The organism is Flintibacter sp. P01028 (genome assembly GCF_041925235.1).
In the GTDB taxonomy this organism is placed as follows: Bacteria; Bacillota; Clostridia; order Oscillospirales; family Oscillospiraceae; genus Lawsonibacter; species Lawsonibacter aceti.
This window is the reverse complement of record NZ_JBHEVC010000001.1, coordinates 666,281-684,479: the sequence shown is the minus strand read 5'-3', so window position 1 is coordinate 684,479 and position 18,199 is coordinate 666,281. Positions and strand designations below refer to the sequence as shown.

Genomic DNA, 18,199 nt, shown 5'->3' with positions numbered 1-18,199 from the left:
GATCGCTATGACAAATATGATCCAAGGCGCCAAGGCACAGGTGGCCAAACTGACCCAGGCGGCCTATGAGAAGGCCGCCGCCGAGGGCTTACTCCCCGCTGGAGCCGAGGTGAGGGCCACAGTGGAGATCCCCAAGGACACCTCCCATGGGGACTACGCCTCCTCCTTCGCTATGGCCGGTGCCAAGGCTCTCCATATGGCCCCCCGGCAGATCGCCCAGATTATCGTGGACCACCTGGAACTGGGGGGGAGCTACTTCCAGAAGGTGGAGATCGCCGGCCCCGGCTTTTTGAACTTCACTCTGGGCCCCAAGTGGTACGGCGAGGTGCTGTCCGCCGTGGAGACTGAGGGGGACCGCTACGGCTCCGGCGAGGAGGGCCGGGGCAAGCGGGTCATGGTGGAGTTCGTCTCCGCCAACCCCACTGGCCCCATGCACATGGGCAACGCCCGGGGGGGCGTGCTGGGGGACACCCTGGCCAATGTGCTGGCCCGGGACGGCTGGGACACCTGGAAGGAGTTCTACGTCAACGACGCCGGCAACCAGATCCACAAGTTCGCCGTGTCCATCAACGCCCGGTATATGCAGCTCCTTCTGGGGGAGGACAATTTCCCCTTCCCCGAGGAGGGATACCATGGGGATGACATCCGGGAGCTGGCCAAGGCCATCTATGAGGCCCACGGGGAAAGCTGGGGGAACCTGCCCGAGGAGGAGCGGCTGGACAAGCTGGCCGAATACGGCTTGTCGGTCAACATCCCCAAGATGCGGGAGGACCTGAAGAAATACGGCATCGTCTATGACCAGTGGTTTTTCGAGTCTGAGCTGCACAACAGCGGCTATGTGGAAAAAACGGTACAGATGCTCACCGAAAAGGGCTGGACCTATGAGAAGGACGGGGCCCTATGGCTGAACACCACTCAGTTGCTCAAGGAGAAATTCATGCGGGAGGGCAAGAGCCAGGAGCAGGTGGACAAGCTGGATCTGAAGGATGATGTGCTCCGCCGGGCCAACGGCTTCTACACCTACTTTGCCGCTGACATCGCTTACCACCGGAACAAGCTGGAGGTGCGAGGCTTTGATCTGGCCATCAACATCTGGGGCGCCGACCACCACGGCCATGTGGCCCGACTCCAGGCTGCCCTGGACGCGCTGGGGCTGGACGGCTCCCACCGGCTGGTCATTGTGCTGATGCAGCTGGTCAACCTGATGCAGGACGGCAAGCCTGTCCGAATGTCCAAGCGGTCGGGCAAGGCCATCGCCCTCCACGACCTGCTGGACGAGGTAAGCGTGGACGCTGCCCGGTACTTTTTCAATTCCCGGACGGCCACCAGCCCGGTGGACTTTGACCTGGACCTGGCGGTTCGCCAGGACAGCGACAACCCTGTGTACTATGTCCAGTACGCCCACGCCCGCATCTGCTCCCTGGTGAGCCGCCTGGCGGAGGAGGGAGCCAAGGTGCCCGCCGCCGCGGAGGTGGACGCCAGCCTGATGGCGGCGGCAGAGGAGTTGGCCCTGGTAAAGTCCTTGGCCCAATACCCCGAGGAGCTCCATCTGGCGGCTCGTGATTATGACCCCAGCCGCATCAACCGGTATCTGTCCGCCCTGGCTGGGGACTTCCATCGGTTCTATAATGCCTGCCGCATCAAGGGAGAGGAGTCCGCTGTGCTGTCCGCTCGGCTGAAGCTGGCGGACACAGTGCGTGCCGTTCTAGCTAACGGCCTAAAGCTGCTGGGCGTGTCCGCCCCAGAAAAGATGTAAAGAACGGGAAAACACGCCCCGACGGGGCGTGTTTTTCCAAAGGAGGATGAGCCATGGCAAAGCGTGAATGGTTCCCACGCCAGAGGGACGCCCTTCAGCGCCACCGCAACCTGATCACTTACCTGCTGGTGGTGCTGGGCCTGCTGGGCGCTCTAGTGGGCTGGGGGCTGCTGCCTGATATGGTGACCATCAGGCCCCCAACGGCGGCGAACCACCACTATGTCCCCAAGGGGCAGGGCTTGCTGCTCAATCTGGCAATGACGGAGATCTTTGCCGCCCTGTTTTGGCGCTGGCCAAGAGAGTGGGTCTATCTGGCTGGCTCCCTCATTGGGCTGCTGTTCACCTTTGCCCTGCTGTACAACAACCTGGTGTGAGGTGGCTATGGAACTGGATGCGCTGACTCGCCTGCTGGCCCGCCGCCAGCCCGGCCTGATGGACGCCACGGGGAGATATGCGGTACTGGTCCCCATGGTGAAGGGAGAGGAGGGCCTGTCCCTGCTGTACGAGGTCCGGGCCCATACACTCCGCCGCCAGCCGGGGGAGGTGTGCTTTCCCGGCGGCCGGATTGAGGGGGTAGAGTCCCCGGAGGAATGTGCCCTGCGAGAAACGGAGGAGGAATTGTCCATCCCCCGGTCTGCCGTCCGGGTGCTGGGACGGCTGGACTTTATCGCCCACCGGGCCAACTTCATCATGTACCCTGTCCTGGCCCTGGTGGACAGGAGGGCGGTAGAGAAAATGTGCCCAAACTCGGCGGAGGTGGAGGAGACCTTTCTGGTGCCCCTCCGCCACCTGCTGGCCACCCAGCCCCTGGAGTATGACTATCAGCTGATTCCCCAGACGGGGGAGAACTTCCCCTATGAGCTGGTGGGCATCCCGCGGGACTACCGCTGGCAGCCGGGAGGAGAGAACGTCCCCATCTACCCCTGGAAGGGGCGGGCCATCTGGGGACTCACCGCCCGGATCACCCGCCATCTGGTGGCGCTGGTCCGCTCCCTGGAGAGGAACTGAAAACGGCCCGGCCGCCTATGCGGCCGGGCCGTTTTGCCTATGTCTGGTCAGGGGTGGTAGCCGATCTCAATGGCGGGATTGGCGGCAGCGAGGAGGGCCAGGGCCTCCTTCCCCTTCTCCTTGGACAGCACCTGTCCCCGGCGCAGCTGGCCGTCGGTCCCACGGACCATGAGGAAAAACTGGTCAAAATTGGCCCGGCCACAGCACAAATTGGCGTTGACCTCCTCCTGACGTAGATAGGCGTTCACAATCTGGCTGTATGGGAGATAGGTAGTGCCGGAAAATTTGGGAAAGAACAGACAGCTTTCCCCCAGACGCACCCGCCCCGCCTCCCAAGCGGCGGAAAATTCCCGGTCCAGAAGCTGCCGCTCCAGGACGGCGGTGGACAATTCGGGCTTGAATTTCATGGGGAACGCCTCCTCTCAATGGTATTGGATGAGAAGAATATAGCACAGAACAAATATTAACGCAAGTGATTCTTATTAATTGGATGGTATATTCCACCTTTGGAGGAAAGAGGCCAAAAAAGGTGGAAACAGGAGAAAAAATCTCCGTTTTCTATTGACAACCTTCTGCTCTGCTGATAAACTATCATAGCCGCATTGAACAGGAAAAGCACCAGATTTCCGGTCAGGGGAGTGAACGACCCGGCCGCAAGGGGACCCAGGTGTGACAAGCGGGGAACGGCCCCCTCCTGCGAGAGCGAGCCCGTAATGAAGGAGTTGAAACAAATGCAGGCAATCATCGTGACCGGCGGCAAGCAGTACAAAGTGAACGAAGGGGACACCCTGTTTATCGAGAAGCTGGAGGCCGAGGCCGGACAGACCATCACCTTTGACCAGGTGCTGGCCATCCTGGATGGGGACAAGGCTACCTTCGGCGCTCCCGTGGTGGAGGGTGCCTCTGTGGCTGCCACTGTCGTGAAGAACGGCAAGGGCAAGAAGGTCCGTATCTTCAAGTACACCCCCAAGAAGGGTTATCGGAAGCGTCAGGGCCACCGCCAGCCCTATACCAAGGTGCAGATCGGCGCTATTAAGGCCTGATGACCACCGTAACCTTTCAGACTGAGGGCAGCCGGATCGTGGGCTTCGAGGTGAAGGGCCACAGCGGTTATGCCCCGGAGGGAGAAGACATCGTCTGCGCCGCCATCACCAGCGCCGTGCGCCTAACCGAGTGCGCCGTCAACGACGTACTGGGGCTGGAGGCCGCTGTAAAGGTGAAGCAAAAGGACGCATCCATCTCCCTCAAGCTCCCCAGTGCTCTGGGCCAGACTAACGAGAGCACCTGCCAGACCCTTCTGGTGGCGCTGATGGTCCACTGTGTCCAGTTGGCAGAGGAGTACCCAGAAAATATTTCCGTCATGGAGGTGTAAGTTATGCTGAATATCGGTTTGCAGTTTTTCGCCCATAAAAAGGGCGTTGGTTCCACCCGGAACGGCCGTGACTCCGAGGCCAAGCGCCTGGGCGTCAAACGGGGCGACGGACAGTTCGTGCTGGCCGGCAACATCCTGGTCCGTCAGCGCGGCACCCACATCCATCCCGGCGTCAATGTGGGTAAGGGCAGCGACGACACCCTGTTTGCTCTGAAGGACGGCAGGGTCAAGTTTGAGCGCCTGGGCAAGGATCGCAAGCAGGTTTCCATTGTGGAGATCGCCCAGTAATTTCGTTGCTTAACAGAAGGCCGCAAACGGACTCCGTTTGCGGCCTTTTTCCAGTCCCGGAATGTGACGCCCCGCCTTGGACAAGGATATGGGACAGAAAACGGGGAATATTGTGAAGGAGGATAAAATATGGACTACCGCAAATTTGAACAGGGCTATGTGCTTCGCCTGGACCCCGGCGAGGAGATCGTGGGCAGCCTGACCCGGCTGGTGGAGCAGGAGAGTATCCAACTGGCCAGCGTATCCGCTCTTGGGGCGGCCAACGACGTGACCATTGGTATTTTCAACACAGTGGAGAAGAAATACTACTCCCAGCGATACCAGGGGGACTATGAAATTTCCGCTCTGGTGGGGAATGTCACCCGTAAGGAGGGCGAGCCCTATCTCCACCTCCACATTACCATCGGCAATCCGGTCACCGGCCAGGTCCATGCCGGCCACCTGTCCTCCGCCACCATCAGCGCCACGCTGGAGCTGTTCCTCCAGGTGTGGGACGGCCAGGTAGGGCGGAAATTCAGCGATACAGTGGGGCTGAACCTGCTGGAATTTTGATTTGAGAGTGAGGAGGTGCCCCAGATGGCAGCGCCTTTTGTAGATACCGCAAAGATCACCGTCCGCTCTGGCAACGGGGGAAACGGTGTGGTCTCCTTCCACCGGGAGAAATATGTGGCGGCCGGCGGCCCCGACGGGGGCGACGGCGGCCGGGGCGGAAATATTGTGGTAGAGGTCAACGACCATATGTCCACCCTGATGGATTTCCGCTATAAGAGGAAGTATGTGGCGGGAAATGGGGGCGACGGCAGCGGCAAGCGATGTACCGGCAGGGACGGGGAGGACCTGGTCCTCAAGGTCCCCAGGGGCACTATCATCCGGGACGCCGAGACCAGGGAGATCATCAGGGACATGTCCGACGACAGGCCCTTCATCCTGTGTAAAGGGGGGCGGGGCGGCTGGGGCAACAAGCACTTTGCCACCCCAACCCGGCAGGTGCCCCGGTTCGCAAAGGCGGGCCTGCCCGGAGAGAGCCGGGATGTGGTGCTGGAGCTGAAGCTGCTGGCCGACGTGGGGCTGGTGGGTTTCCCCAACGTGGGCAAGTCCACCCTGCTGTCGGTGGTCAGCCGGGCCCAGCCCAAAATCGCAAACTACCATTTTACCACCCTGTTTCCCAACCTGGGGGTGGTCTATGTGGAGGATGGGGTGTCCTTCGTCATGGCCGACATCCCCGGCATCATCGAAGGGGCGGCGGAGGGCGCTGGCCTGGGCCACGATTTCCTGCGGCATATCGACCGCTGCCGGCTGCTGGTCCATGTGGTGGACGTGTCGGGCAGCGAGGGCCGGGACCCAGTGGCCGACTTTGAGGCCATCAATGAGGAGCTGGCCCAATACTCCCCCGAACTGGCTGGGCGGAAGATGCTGGTGGTGGCCAACAAGGTGGATATCATGGAGGACCCCGCCCTGCTGGACAAGCTGCGGGCCCATGTGGAGGGAAAGGGACTGGAGCTCTTTGAGATGTCCGCCGCCGCCCACCAGGGCACCCAGGAGCTGATAAAGCGATGCGCCCAGGAGCTGGCCCAGCTGCCTCCCGTGGTGGTGTACGAGCCCACCTATGTGGAGCGGCCCCCGGAGGTGGATACCGAGGGAGAGGTCAATATCCAGGAGTTTGACGGCACCTGGGTGGTGGACGCCCCCTGGCTCCAGCGGCTTATCGCCAACGTCAATTTCTCCGACTATGAGAGCCGCAACTGGTTCGACCAGAAGCTGCGCCAGTCCGGTCTGTTCGACAAGCTGGAGGAGATGGGCATCAAGGACGGGGATATCGTGTCCATGTACGACCTGGAGTTCGAATACCAAAGGTAATTTTATCTATAAAAACACCGTTCCATAATTTCGGAACGGTGTTTTTCGTATATGGAGGAAATTTTTTCGTACTGTATTTACATAAAGCTTTTGATTTTAGAATCTTATATAAAATTTTGTTGCCCGTTACTATATTTCCTAAAAAATAGTAGAAGATCCGTTATTCCTGAAATTCCGACTAGTTGTTTTTTGAAGGGCTTTTGGTATATTACGGTATAACTTTATGCACACAGTAAAGTAGTGTAAACCAAGACGTAGTAAGTCTATTGGTAAAATCCAGCTTTGCCGTCAACTAACAGAATAAAAAAATATACAGGCAACAATATAGACGATTACGAGGCCGCCAGCAAGAAAACCGATATTTGTATTCGTACGGTTAAGCAAATGTTTAGCAATACATTTGGCTACCCAAAGAGGGCAAAAATAGAGTGAACAGTCCATACAGGAATAGTTGGGTAATGAATTTAGGAGGGCTATCAAAAGACTAGGACGGACCTGCATCTATTTCTATAAGTTTGTTGATAGAGGAAGTATCTGTACTTAAAAATGGGGGGTAGGTCTATTTATATAAGACATACACTATTTTACTGCTATTACTGCCGAATATGTGTCAGAAGGAAATTTGGTCCCTTGCGTATGTTAGATATGGTATGAAACGATTTATATTGCTGTCTTCCCATTATCCAAAGGTCATGACAAAGTTACGCGCCTTCTTTCTTCTACCTTTTTCCTTCTACCTTACATCCAGGAATAAAAACGGCTACACCATAGGAGAGGGAACAGTGAAATGGTAAAATGTATACCAGTGAAGCCGAGTTAGCGTAGATTGACAACAGGAAATGCCCCCAAGATCCCTCCACGGTATCCGCGGGGGGATTTTTATGCCCATAAGCAATTAGATATGGTCATACTGCCCAATGATGATAGAGGGCTTTCCTATATGAGAGGGCGGCGAGATATATTTTTGCATAAAACGCTAGAGAAATCGTTTCAAATATAAACAATTTTTACAAGTCAAATGGATTGATATGAAAAGAAACAAAAGTTAGGATTTGATTAAGTAAATGATATATAGGGATGTCTTTTCTCAAACTCATTTTCAAAGATTAAGGATGTTCCAAAATAAAGCAGTTTGAATGAGGGAATGTCATGATTAAGCTACTGGTTATTGCAGATGATTTTACTGGGGCTTTGGACACAGGAATACAATTTAAGGCTAAAGGGACCTTGGTTCGAGTATATACCCCCCAAAACCAGAATATTTTTGCTGGGCTGGAACAGGGAGTCCAAGTGCTTATTATTGTTGCTGAGACTCGGCATATGCCTCCAGCAGAGGCTGGAGAGATCGTGGCAAAGATCGTGAGTCAGGCCCAGCAGGCCTCTGTCTCCTGTATCTATAAAAAGATAGATTCCGCATTGAGGGGCAATATAGGCAGTGAACTTTCTGCTATGCGGGCTGCGGCCCATGGTAAACAGCTCCATTTTATTCCGGCCTTTCCTAAAATGAATCGAGTAACAGTAAATGGCATCCACTATATTGGGCAGGTCCCAGTGGCAGACAGCGTGTTCGGTTCTGACCCTTTTGAGCCAGTCAGGCACTCAAATATCCAGAACATAATTGGGGAGCAAAGTAATATACCAACATATTTAGTCGCTGCGGGAGAAGACATACCCGATAAAGAAGGTATTTTGATTTATGATGCAGTCACCGACGAGGACCTTCTTCAAATCGCTCAAAGATTGAATGACTGCCATCAGCTGAAACTGCTGGCGGGTTGTGCCGGATTAGCCGCGGTATTGCCAAAATTGCTAAATCTGACACAGTATGACTGTAGACGACCCGCTATGAATCCACGCCTCATCACCGTGTGTGGTAGCATCAATCCCATCACTATAGAGCAGTTGGACACTGCGGAAAAGAATGGCATGCATCGTATCCGATTGACACCACAACAGAAATTGGATCCCACCTGGTTGGAGAGTGAGGATGGAGAGTGTGTTCTTGCTCAATGGCTGAACAAGCTCCAACATAGTACAGCCGCTATAATCGATTGTGGAGGACCGGAGGAAGCTGAGGAGACCCGCAGCTATGCGCTGACTAGGGATATGAATATAGAAGCGACAAGAAGCGCTATTGCCCAGTCTATGGGAAGACTATTAGAGCGGATGCTCGAAGGCGGTTTGGAAGCGACACTGATGCTGACTGGTGGTGACACACTGTTGGCATTTATGAGGGAAATTAATCAAGACAGTTTGATTCCAGTGTGTGAACTGGTGCCTGGGGTGGTTCTTTCCCGAACAGAGTACAATGGGAAACGAATCGATCTAATTTCAAAATCCGGAGGATTTGGTTCAGCGGAATTGCTGACTGATCTAGCCAAAATAATTGCCCACAGTGGCGAGGAGGAATTAGTATGCTGAAAGAATACAATTTGAAAATGCCCCACGCAGTATATGGTGGAGAGAATGCCATCGGGAACATCACTGCTATTATTCAAAACTGTAGAGCAAAACGGGTAGCTATGTTTACAGATAAAGGCATCGAAGGCTGCGGCTTGTTCGCCTTACCTGAGGAAGCTGTGAAGGCATCTGGTGCCGACTACTATGTGCTGGATGATCTTCCCGCAGAACCTTCCTATAAAGCAGTTCAAAAGTTAGTTGACCAATTCAAGGCATCCGGTGCAGACCTAATTGTCGCTTGCGGTGGCGGATCGGTAATGGACGCAGCAAAACTCGCTAGCGTATTAGTAACAGACCAGTATGGTGTAAAGGAGCTGCTGGACAAGCCTGGTCAGGCACAGAAGTGTGTCCCTATCATTCTTATCCCTACGACTGCTGGAACGGGGGCAGAGGTTACCCCAAATGCTATCGTGGCCGTACCAGAAAAGAACTTGAAGGTGGGTATAGTTAACGAAAATATGATTGCAGACTATGTGATCTTGGATGCCAGAATGATCAAAAATTTGCCCAGGAAAATTGCGGCGGCTACTGGGGTAGATGCCTTAGCCCATTGTATCGAGTGCTTTACTAGCAACAAAGCGAACCCTTTCAGTGATTTGTATGCCCTAGAAGGTCTGGATTTAATCTTGAATAATATCATGGATGCTTGTAACGATCCGGAGGCCATGGAGGCCAAAAACCGGATGCAGATCGCCGCTTATTATGGGGGATTAGCCATCACGGCCTCTGGTACTACAGCGGTTCATGCACTGAGCTATCCATTGGGCGGCAAGTACCATATTGCCCATGGCGTTTCTAACGCAATCCTGCTGGCCCCTGTCATGCGATTCAATGAGCCTGAGTGCCGAGAAAGATTTGCTGTCGCTTATGACCGCTGTGTCCATGGAGAGAAGACCTGTGTGACTGTGGAAGAAAAGAGCGCGTACATGCTGGCCTGGATGGAGAAGATCGTCAAGGATTTGGACATTCCAACCAGTCTAAAAGAGTTTGGCGTTCCGGCGGAAGACCTAGACGGCTTAGTAGAGGCTGGGATGCAGGTCCAGAGACTACTGGTCAACAATATGCGACAGGTTACTCCTGAGGATGCCAGGGCATTGTATCTTGAAATACTTTAATTTAGAGGAAGAAGGAAGCAAAAATGATGCAGATTGAGTTAAAAGGCATTATCCCGCCAATCCTCACTCCTATGAATTCGGATGAGTCCGTTAACTTGGATGTGCTGCGGGAGCAAATTGAACGAATGATTGAGGGCGGCGTTCACGGCCTGTTTCCCTTTGGAACAAATGGTGAGGGCTATATACTAAGTGAAAAGGAAAAGATTGAGGTGCTGGAGGTTACTATTGACCAAGTAAATGGCAGGGTACCCGTCTATGCCGGCACAGGCTGTATTTCCACTGCTGACACGATTCGAATGAGCAAAAAGGCTCAGGAATTGGGCGCGGATGTTCTGTCCATTATTACCCCGAGCTTTGCCCTGGCCTCTCAGAAGGAGTTGTATAACCACTATGCTGAGGTGGCCAAGCATGTGGATATTCCCATCGTTTTGTACAATATCCCGGCACGTACTGGCAACAAGTTGCTGCCGGAAACCGTTGCCAAGCTGGCGAAGGATGTGGATGTGATTATGGGGGCCAAGGATTCCAGCGGCGACTGGGACAACTTGCAGGCATATATCAACCTGACCAGGGATTTGGACAAGGGCTTTAAAGTCCTGTCTGGAAACGACTCTTTAATCCTTCCATGCTTGAAAGCGGGAGGGGCCGGTGGTATTGCGGGCTGTGCTAATGTGTATCCCCATGTATTGGCCTCCATTTATGATTTGTTTAAAGCCGGTAAACTGGAGGAAGCTGAAGTGGCCCAGGAATCCATCGCTTCATTCCGGGCGATATTTAAATATGGAAATCCCAACACCGTAGTCAAAAAGGCTGTTTCCATGCTGGGCTATCCGGTGGGCGACTGTCGACGCCCCTTCAACTACCTATGTGACGAGGGGGTAGAGGAGTTGAGAAAGGTGCTGAAAGAAAACGCGGATAAGGGCATGTGCTGAGGAGGAAGAAAATGGACAGACCGATTTTGGGTATTTCAATGGGGGATCCCTTCGGCAATGGCCCGGAGATTACGGTCCGGGCCTTGGCGAACAAGGGCATTTATGACCGCTGCAGGCCCCTGGTTGTAGGGGATATGAGCAGCATGGACTATGCCCTTCGGGTGGCCAAGAAAGTAAGAGGCGCCACGCTGACCCTTAACCCAGTCAAGTGTGTGGAAGAAGCCAAGTTTACATATGGAACTATCGACGTGCTAGACCTGGGATTAGTAGCTGTAGATCAAATTCCAGATACTGCTGACCAGGATGTGCCGCAACCTTTCGGCATAGGCGCTTGCCGGTTAGGTGGTGAGGCATCCTTTCGGTATGTGGAGAAAGTGATTCAAATGGCCATGGCGGGCGAGATAGATGCTACTGTTACTAATGCTTTAGCCAAAGAAGCGATCAATATGGCCGGTCATCACTACTCCGGTCATACTGAGATTTATGCTGACTATACCAAAACTGACAAGTATACTATGATGCTGGCCCATAACGACCTGCGGGTGGTTCATGTATCGACCCATGTTTCCCTGAGAGAGGCCTGCGATCTTGTGAAAAAGGAGCGGGTACTGGAATGTATCCGCATTGCTAATGAGGGATGTAAAGCTTTAGGAATTGAGAAGCCTAAGATCGGCGTGGCAGGCTTAAATCCTCACTGCGGGGAGAACGGGATGTTCGGTCGAGAAGAGATTGAGGAGATACAGCCCGCTGTTGACGCGGCCATGGCTGAAGGAATCTGGATTCCTGAGAAAAAACCTACACCGCCTGATACCGTGTTTTCGAAGGCGCTGGGCGGCTGGTATGACATTGTTGTAGTCATGTATCATGACCAAGGCCATATCCCCCTGAAAGTGAAGGGATTTGTCTATAACAAAGCTGAGAGGCACTGGGATGCTGTAGCGGGAATCAATGTTACTCTGGGACTTCCTATTATCCGGGCCAGTGTGGACCATGGTACTGGCTTTGGCCATGCAGGTAACGGACACGCAAATGAGTTGAGCTTGGTCAACGCCATGGATTATGCAATCACTCTGGCGAACCATAAGAAAAGGTAAGGAGGGGACCCTATGAAATTCGTTATGACCCAGGCTGTTTGTCCAGAGGGGATGGAGCTGCTGAAGGATACAGCTGACATCTATGTGGCAGATGACCAGGACCCTAATAACTATTTGGACCAAATGCGGGATGCGGATGCACTTATTGTCAGAATCGCCAAATGTGATGGACATGCTATTGAGCATAGCCCCAACCTGAAGGTTATCGGCAGGACCGGAGTGGGCTATGACACAGTAGATATAGCAGCTGCGACCGCAAAGGGCATCCCGGTTGTAATTACTCCGGGGGCAAACAACCGAAGTGTAGCCGAACATACTGTAGCCATGATATTTGCCCTGTCTAAAAATTTAATAGAGGGGCAAAACGAAATGTGCACGGGTAACTGGGAGATTCGTGGGGCCAAGAAGGCTTTTGAGTTGGAAGGAAAAACAGTTGGCGTAATTGGGTTAGGCGCCATTGGCCGGGAAACTGCCAAGATATGCCGGGGCTGCGGCATGAAACTGGCCGGTTATGACCCCTTCCTGGAACAAGAAAAGATTGAGGCTTTGGGAGCTGACTACTATGAAAATTACGAAGATCTGCTGAAAATCAGCGACGTAGTTACTATCCATGTCCCTCTTACAGAGGAGACCCGAGGCATGATTTCTAAGAGACAACTGTCTATGATGAAGCCGACAGCTCTACTTATTAATTGTAGCCGGGGAGGGATCGTCAATGAGTCTGATTTAGTGGAAGCTTTAAAAGAAGGTGTTATCGCTGGGGCAGGTACCGATGTGTTCTGTAGTGAACCACCCAGGGCAGATGATCCACTGCTTACCTGTCCAAACTTGGTCCTCAGCCCCCACTCAGCCGCCCAGACCCGGGAGGCAGTCATTAAGATGGCGCAGATGTGCGTTAAGGGGTGTCTGGCAGTATGCCGAGGGGAGAAATGGCCGTATGTAGCAGACAAAGCAGCATATGATCATCCCAGATGGGCAGGCAAAGATTGGGCCCAGGTATGAGTCCCATAGAAACAGCTATAAAGAATTTGAGCCGAAAACGGCTGATCATGATGGCGGCAAATCTGCTGTACTTTCTGGCTCTTCTCATTGCGGGAGTTGCGCTTTTCTTGGTAGGGATCGGGCCGATGGGCTATATGGTGGCAGGTATTCTGCTGGCTGTCTACCTGCTGCTGGTCAGGCCGCTGAACCGCCGATATATTGGGTGCGTCCGTGGGGCCATCTTGACCTATGCTGTCTGCGCCTGCTTGGACCAATTTGAGTACAGCCCTAAAGACGGCGTGGACCAGGCCGCGGTTCTGTCGGGCGGTTTGGGCTGCTCTGGTAGCGGACGAGCTTTTTTGAGCCGAGAGCTAGTCCGGGGCCAAATGGGAGACATCCAGGTGGAGTTGGCAGATGTGACGTTTCCTGTTGTGGAAAATGGCTTGAACGCTATGCTCAGTGGGTGCTATATCAGGATAACCTATCCGGGGATTCAATTTGTCCCCCTTTGGATAGAGGGAGAGGAAATGCCGGAACTGCCCAAACAGGAAAAGAAGCTGATTAAACAGATTGGATCTATGGCGGCCAATGGCCTATTTCTTTGCATAAAAGGGGACAGACTGGAACTGATTCTGCGGGGGCGATTCCTCGGATATCGGATCAATCCTTTGATGCCTATCACGGAGCGCAGCATAACGTATAACCCTCTTCCAGAGCTGGGGTGGGCGCTTCAGTTGGTTCGCTTGCACAAGAGGGAAGAGATGTGACTTGCCGTTGGAAAGGAAAATACGATGGAAATTAAAGAACAATCTGGTCTTCGTGCGGTGCTAGCAGATGTAGAATTGCCGCGAATGGCCATGATTAGACAAAAATTCCCCAGAGATGGAATAGAGGATGTTGCTGCCTATCTGATGGAAAAGCTGGATCGAGAGGACTTGCGGTCCCGTATTAAGCCTGGAATGCGGGTGGTTCTCACCGGCAGCAGTAGAAAGATTGCCAATATGCCGCTGATCCTGAGGGAATTGGCTGACTATGTGAGGGCGCAAGGCGCTCATCCCTATATCATACCAGCGATGGGTAGTCACGGAGGTGCTACGGCGGAAGGACAACGGGAGATCCTAGAGAGTTATGGAATTACAGAGGAGGCCTGTCGATGCCCCATCTTCTCCAGTATGGAAACTGTGCAGGTGGGTTCTCTCTCCAACGGCGATGAAGTGCGAGTGGATCGCTTTGCGTATGAGGCGGACGCAGTCATCGTTGTGGGGCGGATCAAAGCCCATACAGCATTCCGGGGAGCTTATGAGTCAGGCCTGGTCAAGATGATGGCCATTGGTATGGGAAAACGTGAGGGAGCAGACTCCCTGCACCGGGCGGGATTTCAATGGATGGGGGAACGGCTTCCACAATATGCCAAGGTGATTTTTGATCACACCAATATAATTTTTGGCGTAGGTACTATCGAAAATGAATTTGATCAGACCTGCCGGATCGAGGTCCTTCCCGCGGAGGAAATCTTTGACAAAGAGCCCGAACTGCTGCTTTTTGCTAAAAGCCGCCTTCCCCGGCTTCTAATGCCGGAAACGGACGTGCTGCTGGTGAGAGAGATTGGGAAAAATTTTTCAGGCAGCGGCATGGATCCTAATGTGACAGGGACTTTTGGGACGCCTTATGCTACTGGCGGTATTAAAAAAGAGAGGGTAGTAGTATTGGACATCTCCCCCGAAAGTCACGGCAGCTATATTGGACTTGGAAATGCGGACACGACGACAAAGCGCGTGTTTGAAAAGCTAGATACCAATGCCACCTATTTCAACATGATCACCTCGACTGTGCTGGGTGTGGGAAAGATTCCGATGGTGCTGGAGGACGACAAAATGGCACTTCAAGTCGCGGTACGTACGCTGACAAAAGCGGACAAGAATCATGTTCGGATGGTTTATATCAAAAACACGCTGTCCCTGGAAACGATCATGATTTCTGAAACGCTTCTGGAGCAGATGAGAGGCAGAGAAGATATTGAGATATTAGAAGAAGCGAGACCCCTGCGTTTTGACCAGAAGGGCAACTTGCTGGATTTGATATAAACAGGATAGATTGATCAGAAAGGAAGAGAAAAGGGTATATGAAAAACAGCAAGTATAGGCTGGATATTATCCCCGGTACGGTAATTTTTATTTTCTCGATATGGTATTTGCTCAATATCCCTGGGATCCCCACTTTCACCGGCCTGGGAGCCACTCCCTTGACTAACCACTTTGTGCCTTATCTATGGGGTGGGGCCATGCTGGTGTTGAGTCTGTGGCTGATTGTAAGAGGGATGAAGAAGCGCAAAGCCTATAAGGCCGAAGGCGGTGTGACGCAAAAAAATTCTATGATAGCAGCATTGGTCGAGAAGCGAGAGGTTGTGGTCAGTTTCGTGGCTCTGGGCCTGTATGTGGGATTAATGGGGCCCATTGGGTTTGTACCTACTACAATCCTGTATGTATTTGTACAGATCCTGGTGCTTACTCCGGGCGAACATCGGAAAAAGAATGTGCTGCCCGCAGCGATTACAGCTATTATTACAGGCTGTCTCCTGTTCTATATCTTCAGATACATGCTGAATGTCCTACTTCCCATTGGACTCCTGAGTATATTCGGACTGTAAAGGAGGGCTAAAAGAATGATTGTTCAAGGCTTAATGGAAGTCCTTCAGCCCATGACTATTGCTCTAATAGCCATAGGTACAGTGGTGGGTATCATCTTTGGTTCCATCCCAGGCTTGACCGCCACCATGGCTATTGTTATGTTCCTGCCGGTCACTTACTCAATGACAGCCTCGGAAGGTATTTCGATGCTGATGGCACTTTACATTGGCGGTATTTCCGGCGGCTTGATTTCCGCTATTCTGTTGAATATTCCCGGTACACCTTCCTCTGTAGCCACCTGTTTTGATGGAAAACCAATGGCAGACAAGGGCGAGGCAGGCAAAGCGCTAGGCACCGGTGTGGTGTTCTCATTTATTGGAACCGTCATTGGCATTGGCCTGCTTGTGGTACTGGCTCCTGTGCTGTGTGACTTTGCGCTTAAGTTCCAGGCATATGAGTATTGTGCCCTGGCTGTTTTCTCCCTGTCCATGGTTGTCGCCCTTACAGGACATGATATGCCGAAGGGCCTGATTTCCGCTGTGCTGGGGGCTTTGCTGGCTACAGTTGGCCTTTCGCCCATTGACTCCAAGCCTAGGTTTACCTTCGGTATGTATCAGTTGAACAACGGTTTTGCCCTTGTAGTTCTGTTAATCGGTCTGTTTGCCATTTCCGAGGTCATGGCCTATGCCGAAACAGTGCGCCAAAAACAGGATTACACCATTCGACAGGACGTAAAGATCAGGGGCGTTGGCTTCTCTATGAAGGAGTTTGTGAGTAATATTCCAAACGCCATTGTATCCGCGCTGATCGGTGTCGGCATTGGAATTCTGCCAGGCATCGGTGGCGGTGTGTCTTGTATGATCTCCTATACTGTATCCAAGAACACCTCTAAACGCCGCGAACTGTACGGGACAGGTATCATGGATGGCGTGGTAGCCTCTGAGACCGCCAATAATGGAACGATAGGCGGCGCTATGATCCCTCTCCTTTCCCTGGGTATTCCCGGCGATGCTGTTACCGCAATGTTACTAGGTGGACTCCAGGTGCATAATGTGGCGCCAGGGCCCCTGATCTATGAGAAGAACGGCGTGGTGGTCTATGCGATCTTCTTTGCTATGGTATTAGCCGCGATTTTTATGCTGGTGTTCATGATGCTGGGTATGCGATTTTTCATATCTGTATTAAAAGTACCCAAGAATTATTTGCTTCCGGTGGTTGTAGTGCTATGCGCCATTGGCGCTATCGGAAACGCCAATATGCTCTTTGATACCTATGCCATGGTTTTATTTGGCCTGATGTCCTATTTGCTCGTAAAAGCCAAGATCCCAACGGTCCCTATGATCCTTGGATTTATTTTAGGCCCGACCTTTGAGCAGAACCTGCGCCGCGTATCTCAGCTGGCCTCTAGCGATCCCTTCTGGAATCATCCGATTTTCTGTGTATTGATCATTGCGACGGTCTTGGTGGTCATCTTCTCTGCCCGTGCGAACCTGAAAGACGCGAAACGTGCAGAAGAAGCTGAGGCTATCAAGATGGCTGCCAGCGGTGATGAATAAATAAAAGCCAAAAAGAAAGGAAGAACAAGATGAAAAGAATGATCTCTCTGATGCTGAGTGCAGCTATGGTGCTGGTTATGGCTACCGGCTGCGCCAATCCTGGAACACCCTCTTCGGGGGATGACAAGAGCACTACCAGCGCCTCTACTTCAAATGCTCCCAGCGATCCCAATGCTGCGGAGGGTTGGCCCGACAAGACGATCAACATCTATATGACCCACGGAGCCGGTGGTGATACTGACTATATGGGGCGTCAGTTGGCCACTGCGCTGGAAAGTGAGTTGGGCGTGTCTGTGGTCGTCACCAATGTGACCGGCGCCAACGGCGCTACCTGTATGCAGCAATATAAGGATGGCGAGACCGACGGCTACACCTTTATTGCCACTAATACTGCGGCGCTAAACGGCAACGAAGCGACCGGCATGGTGGACTTCGGCTATGATGCTTTTGAGCCAGTAGCGGTGTATGGAATGCAGTCCGGTGAGAATATCGTTGTTCCCGCGGATTCCCCCTATAATACCTTGGAGGAACTGATCGAAGCCACCAAGGCCAATCCTGGTCAGATCAAGTTGGGCATCTCTACCGGCGGTGGCGTATACATTCTGTCCTGTGTTCTGGCCAACCTGGGTGGCGCTCAATTCAATATTATTGACGCAGGCGATGGCGCCACTCGTCTGACTGCTCTGTTGGGCGGCGAGATCGACGCTACCTCCCTGCCCTATTCCACTGCGGCTGACTATATTGAGAACGGTCAGCTGAAGAGCCTATGCACCGTACTTTCCAAGGCCCCTGACCTGATCCCAGATCAGCCTGCGGCCAGCGAGTTGATCCCTGAGCTGAAGCTAGATACGGAGTATGTTCTTCTGGCGCCTAAGGGGACTCCTGCTGAAATTGTTGAGGCTATGAATGCCGCCATCCTAGACGTTACCGCTACGGACGATTGGAAACAAATGGTGAATGATTACTGCTTCCAGAATCCCTTTGTACTTAACGTGGAGGAAACCCTTGCGAATTTGAAGGAGCAGCGTGACCTGTTCCAAAGCTTTGTGCCCTTCCTGTGATTCGAGGCCGTCGAATAAACAACAGGGGCCCCCGCCAAAGCGGGGGCCCCTCCTGTATAAAAGTGATTGAACACCTGGTCGGTTAGATATCA

General features: G+C 52.9%; 19 protein-coding genes. 18 read left to right on the top strand and 1 reads right to left on the bottom strand.

Annotated features, from left to right (window positions below; all coding sequences use genetic code 11):
• Positions 1 to 7 precede the first annotated feature (7 nt).
• The 3 genes from argS to ACEVJK_RS03355 are packed head-to-tail and all read left to right on the top strand — an operon-like array spanning position 8 to position 2,764.
• Entirely contained in the window at positions 8 to 1,756 is a 1,749-nt protein-coding gene (argS, locus tag ACEVJK_RS03365; protein WP_374739950.1) for an arginine--tRNA ligase, read from the top strand.
• A gap of 53 nt (positions 1,757 to 1,809) precedes the next feature.
• Positions 1,810 to 2,130 (top strand): hypothetical protein, encoded by a 321-nt coding sequence (locus tag ACEVJK_RS03360; RefSeq protein ID WP_147571026.1) that lies wholly within the window; start codon positions 1,810 to 1,812, stop codon positions 2,128 to 2,130.
• Between the two features lie 7 nt (positions 2,131 to 2,137).
• A complete protein-coding gene (locus tag ACEVJK_RS03355) occupies positions 2,138 to 2,764 on the top strand; it encodes a CoA pyrophosphatase (RefSeq protein ID WP_374739949.1) in 627 nt (208 codons plus the stop codon).
• A gap of 47 nt (positions 2,765 to 2,811) precedes the next feature.
• Here ACEVJK_RS03355 and ACEVJK_RS03350 read toward each other — a convergent pair whose 3' ends face one another.
• A complete protein-coding gene (locus tag ACEVJK_RS03350) occupies positions 2,812 to 3,171 on the bottom strand; it encodes a hypothetical protein (RefSeq protein WP_147571024.1) in 360 nt (119 codons plus the stop codon).
• Between the two features lie 324 nt (positions 3,172 to 3,495).
• On the opposite strand from ACEVJK_RS03350, the gene rplU reads away from it, so the two are divergent.
• The 15 genes from rplU (at position 3,496) to ACEVJK_RS03275 (ending at position 18,107) form a co-directional block, all read left to right on the top strand.
• The gene (rplU, locus tag ACEVJK_RS03345) at positions 3,496 to 3,807 is read left to right on the top strand and encodes a 50S ribosomal protein L21 (protein ID WP_147571023.1); all 312 of its coding nucleotides are present in this window, start codon (positions 3,496 to 3,498) and stop codon (positions 3,805 to 3,807) included.
• Complete coding sequence (locus tag ACEVJK_RS03340) at positions 3,807 to 4,136, top strand: ribosomal-processing cysteine protease Prp (protein ID WP_374739948.1); 330 nt, start codon at positions 3,807 to 3,809, stop codon at positions 4,134 to 4,136. Before rplU ends, ACEVJK_RS03340 begins: the two co-directional genes overlap by 1 nt.
• A gap of 3 nt (positions 4,137 to 4,139) precedes the next feature.
• Positions 4,140 to 4,424: a 50S ribosomal protein L27 gene (rpmA, locus tag ACEVJK_RS03335; protein WP_147571021.1), complete on the top strand. Its 285-nt coding sequence runs from the start codon at positions 4,140 to 4,142 to the stop codon at positions 4,422 to 4,424.
• 129 nt (positions 4,425 to 4,553) lie between these two features.
• A complete protein-coding gene (locus tag ACEVJK_RS03330) occupies positions 4,554 to 4,976 on the top strand; it encodes a PPC domain-containing DNA-binding protein (protein ID WP_147571020.1) in 423 nt (140 codons plus the stop codon).
• 24 nt (positions 4,977 to 5,000) lie between these two features.
• The gene (obgE, locus tag ACEVJK_RS03325) at positions 5,001 to 6,281 is read left to right on the top strand and encodes a GTPase ObgE (RefSeq protein WP_240286818.1); all 1,281 of its coding nucleotides are present in this window, start codon (positions 5,001 to 5,003) and stop codon (positions 6,279 to 6,281) included.
• 1,149 nt (positions 6,282 to 7,430) lie between these two features.
• Complete coding sequence (locus tag ACEVJK_RS03320; RefSeq protein WP_186852199.1) at positions 7,431 to 8,702, top strand: four-carbon acid sugar kinase family protein; 1,272 nt, start codon at positions 7,431 to 7,433, stop codon at positions 8,700 to 8,702.
• Complete coding sequence (locus ACEVJK_RS03315; protein WP_262669476.1) at positions 8,696 to 9,856, top strand: iron-containing alcohol dehydrogenase; 1,161 nt, start codon at positions 8,696 to 8,698, stop codon at positions 9,854 to 9,856. The genes ACEVJK_RS03320 and ACEVJK_RS03315 overlap by 7 nt, the downstream gene beginning before the upstream one ends.
• A 23-nt stretch (positions 9,857 to 9,879) precedes the next feature.
• On the top strand, positions 9,880 to 10,788 hold the full coding sequence (dapA, locus tag ACEVJK_RS03310) for a 4-hydroxy-tetrahydrodipicolinate synthase (RefSeq protein WP_240286824.1): 909 nt from the start codon (positions 9,880 to 9,882) through the stop codon (positions 10,786 to 10,788).
• 11 nt (positions 10,789 to 10,799) lie between these two features.
• Positions 10,800 to 11,882 (top strand): PdxA family protein, encoded by a 1,083-nt coding sequence (locus tag ACEVJK_RS03305; RefSeq protein ID WP_186852196.1) that lies wholly within the window; start codon positions 10,800 to 10,802, stop codon positions 11,880 to 11,882.
• 12 nt (positions 11,883 to 11,894) lie between these two features.
• Complete coding sequence (locus tag ACEVJK_RS03300) at positions 11,895 to 12,884, top strand: hydroxyacid dehydrogenase (protein WP_262669477.1); 990 nt, start codon at positions 11,895 to 11,897, stop codon at positions 12,882 to 12,884.
• The gene (locus tag ACEVJK_RS03295; protein ID WP_340405311.1) at positions 12,881 to 13,630 is read left to right on the top strand and encodes a hypothetical protein; all 750 of its coding nucleotides are present in this window, start codon (positions 12,881 to 12,883) and stop codon (positions 13,628 to 13,630) included. The genes ACEVJK_RS03300 and ACEVJK_RS03295 overlap by 4 nt, the downstream gene beginning before the upstream one ends.
• A gap of 24 nt (positions 13,631 to 13,654) precedes the next feature.
• Complete coding sequence (locus ACEVJK_RS03290) at positions 13,655 to 14,947, top strand: lactate racemase domain-containing protein (RefSeq protein WP_186852193.1); 1,293 nt, start codon at positions 13,655 to 13,657, stop codon at positions 14,945 to 14,947.
• Between the two features lie 38 nt (positions 14,948 to 14,985).
• Positions 14,986 to 15,510 (top strand): tripartite tricarboxylate transporter TctB family protein, encoded by a 525-nt coding sequence (locus tag ACEVJK_RS03285; protein ID WP_186852192.1) that lies wholly within the window; start codon positions 14,986 to 14,988, stop codon positions 15,508 to 15,510.
• 15 nt (positions 15,511 to 15,525) lie between these two features.
• On the top strand, positions 15,526 to 17,046 hold the full coding sequence (locus ACEVJK_RS03280) for a tripartite tricarboxylate transporter permease (RefSeq protein ID WP_186852191.1): 1,521 nt from the start codon (positions 15,526 to 15,528) through the stop codon (positions 17,044 to 17,046).
• Positions 17,047 to 17,075: 29 nt separating this feature from the next.
• A complete protein-coding gene (locus tag ACEVJK_RS03275; protein ID WP_207721900.1) occupies positions 17,076 to 18,107 on the top strand; it encodes a tripartite tricarboxylate transporter substrate binding protein in 1,032 nt (343 codons plus the stop codon).
• The last annotated feature ends 92 nt before the right edge of the window (positions 18,108 to 18,199 follow it).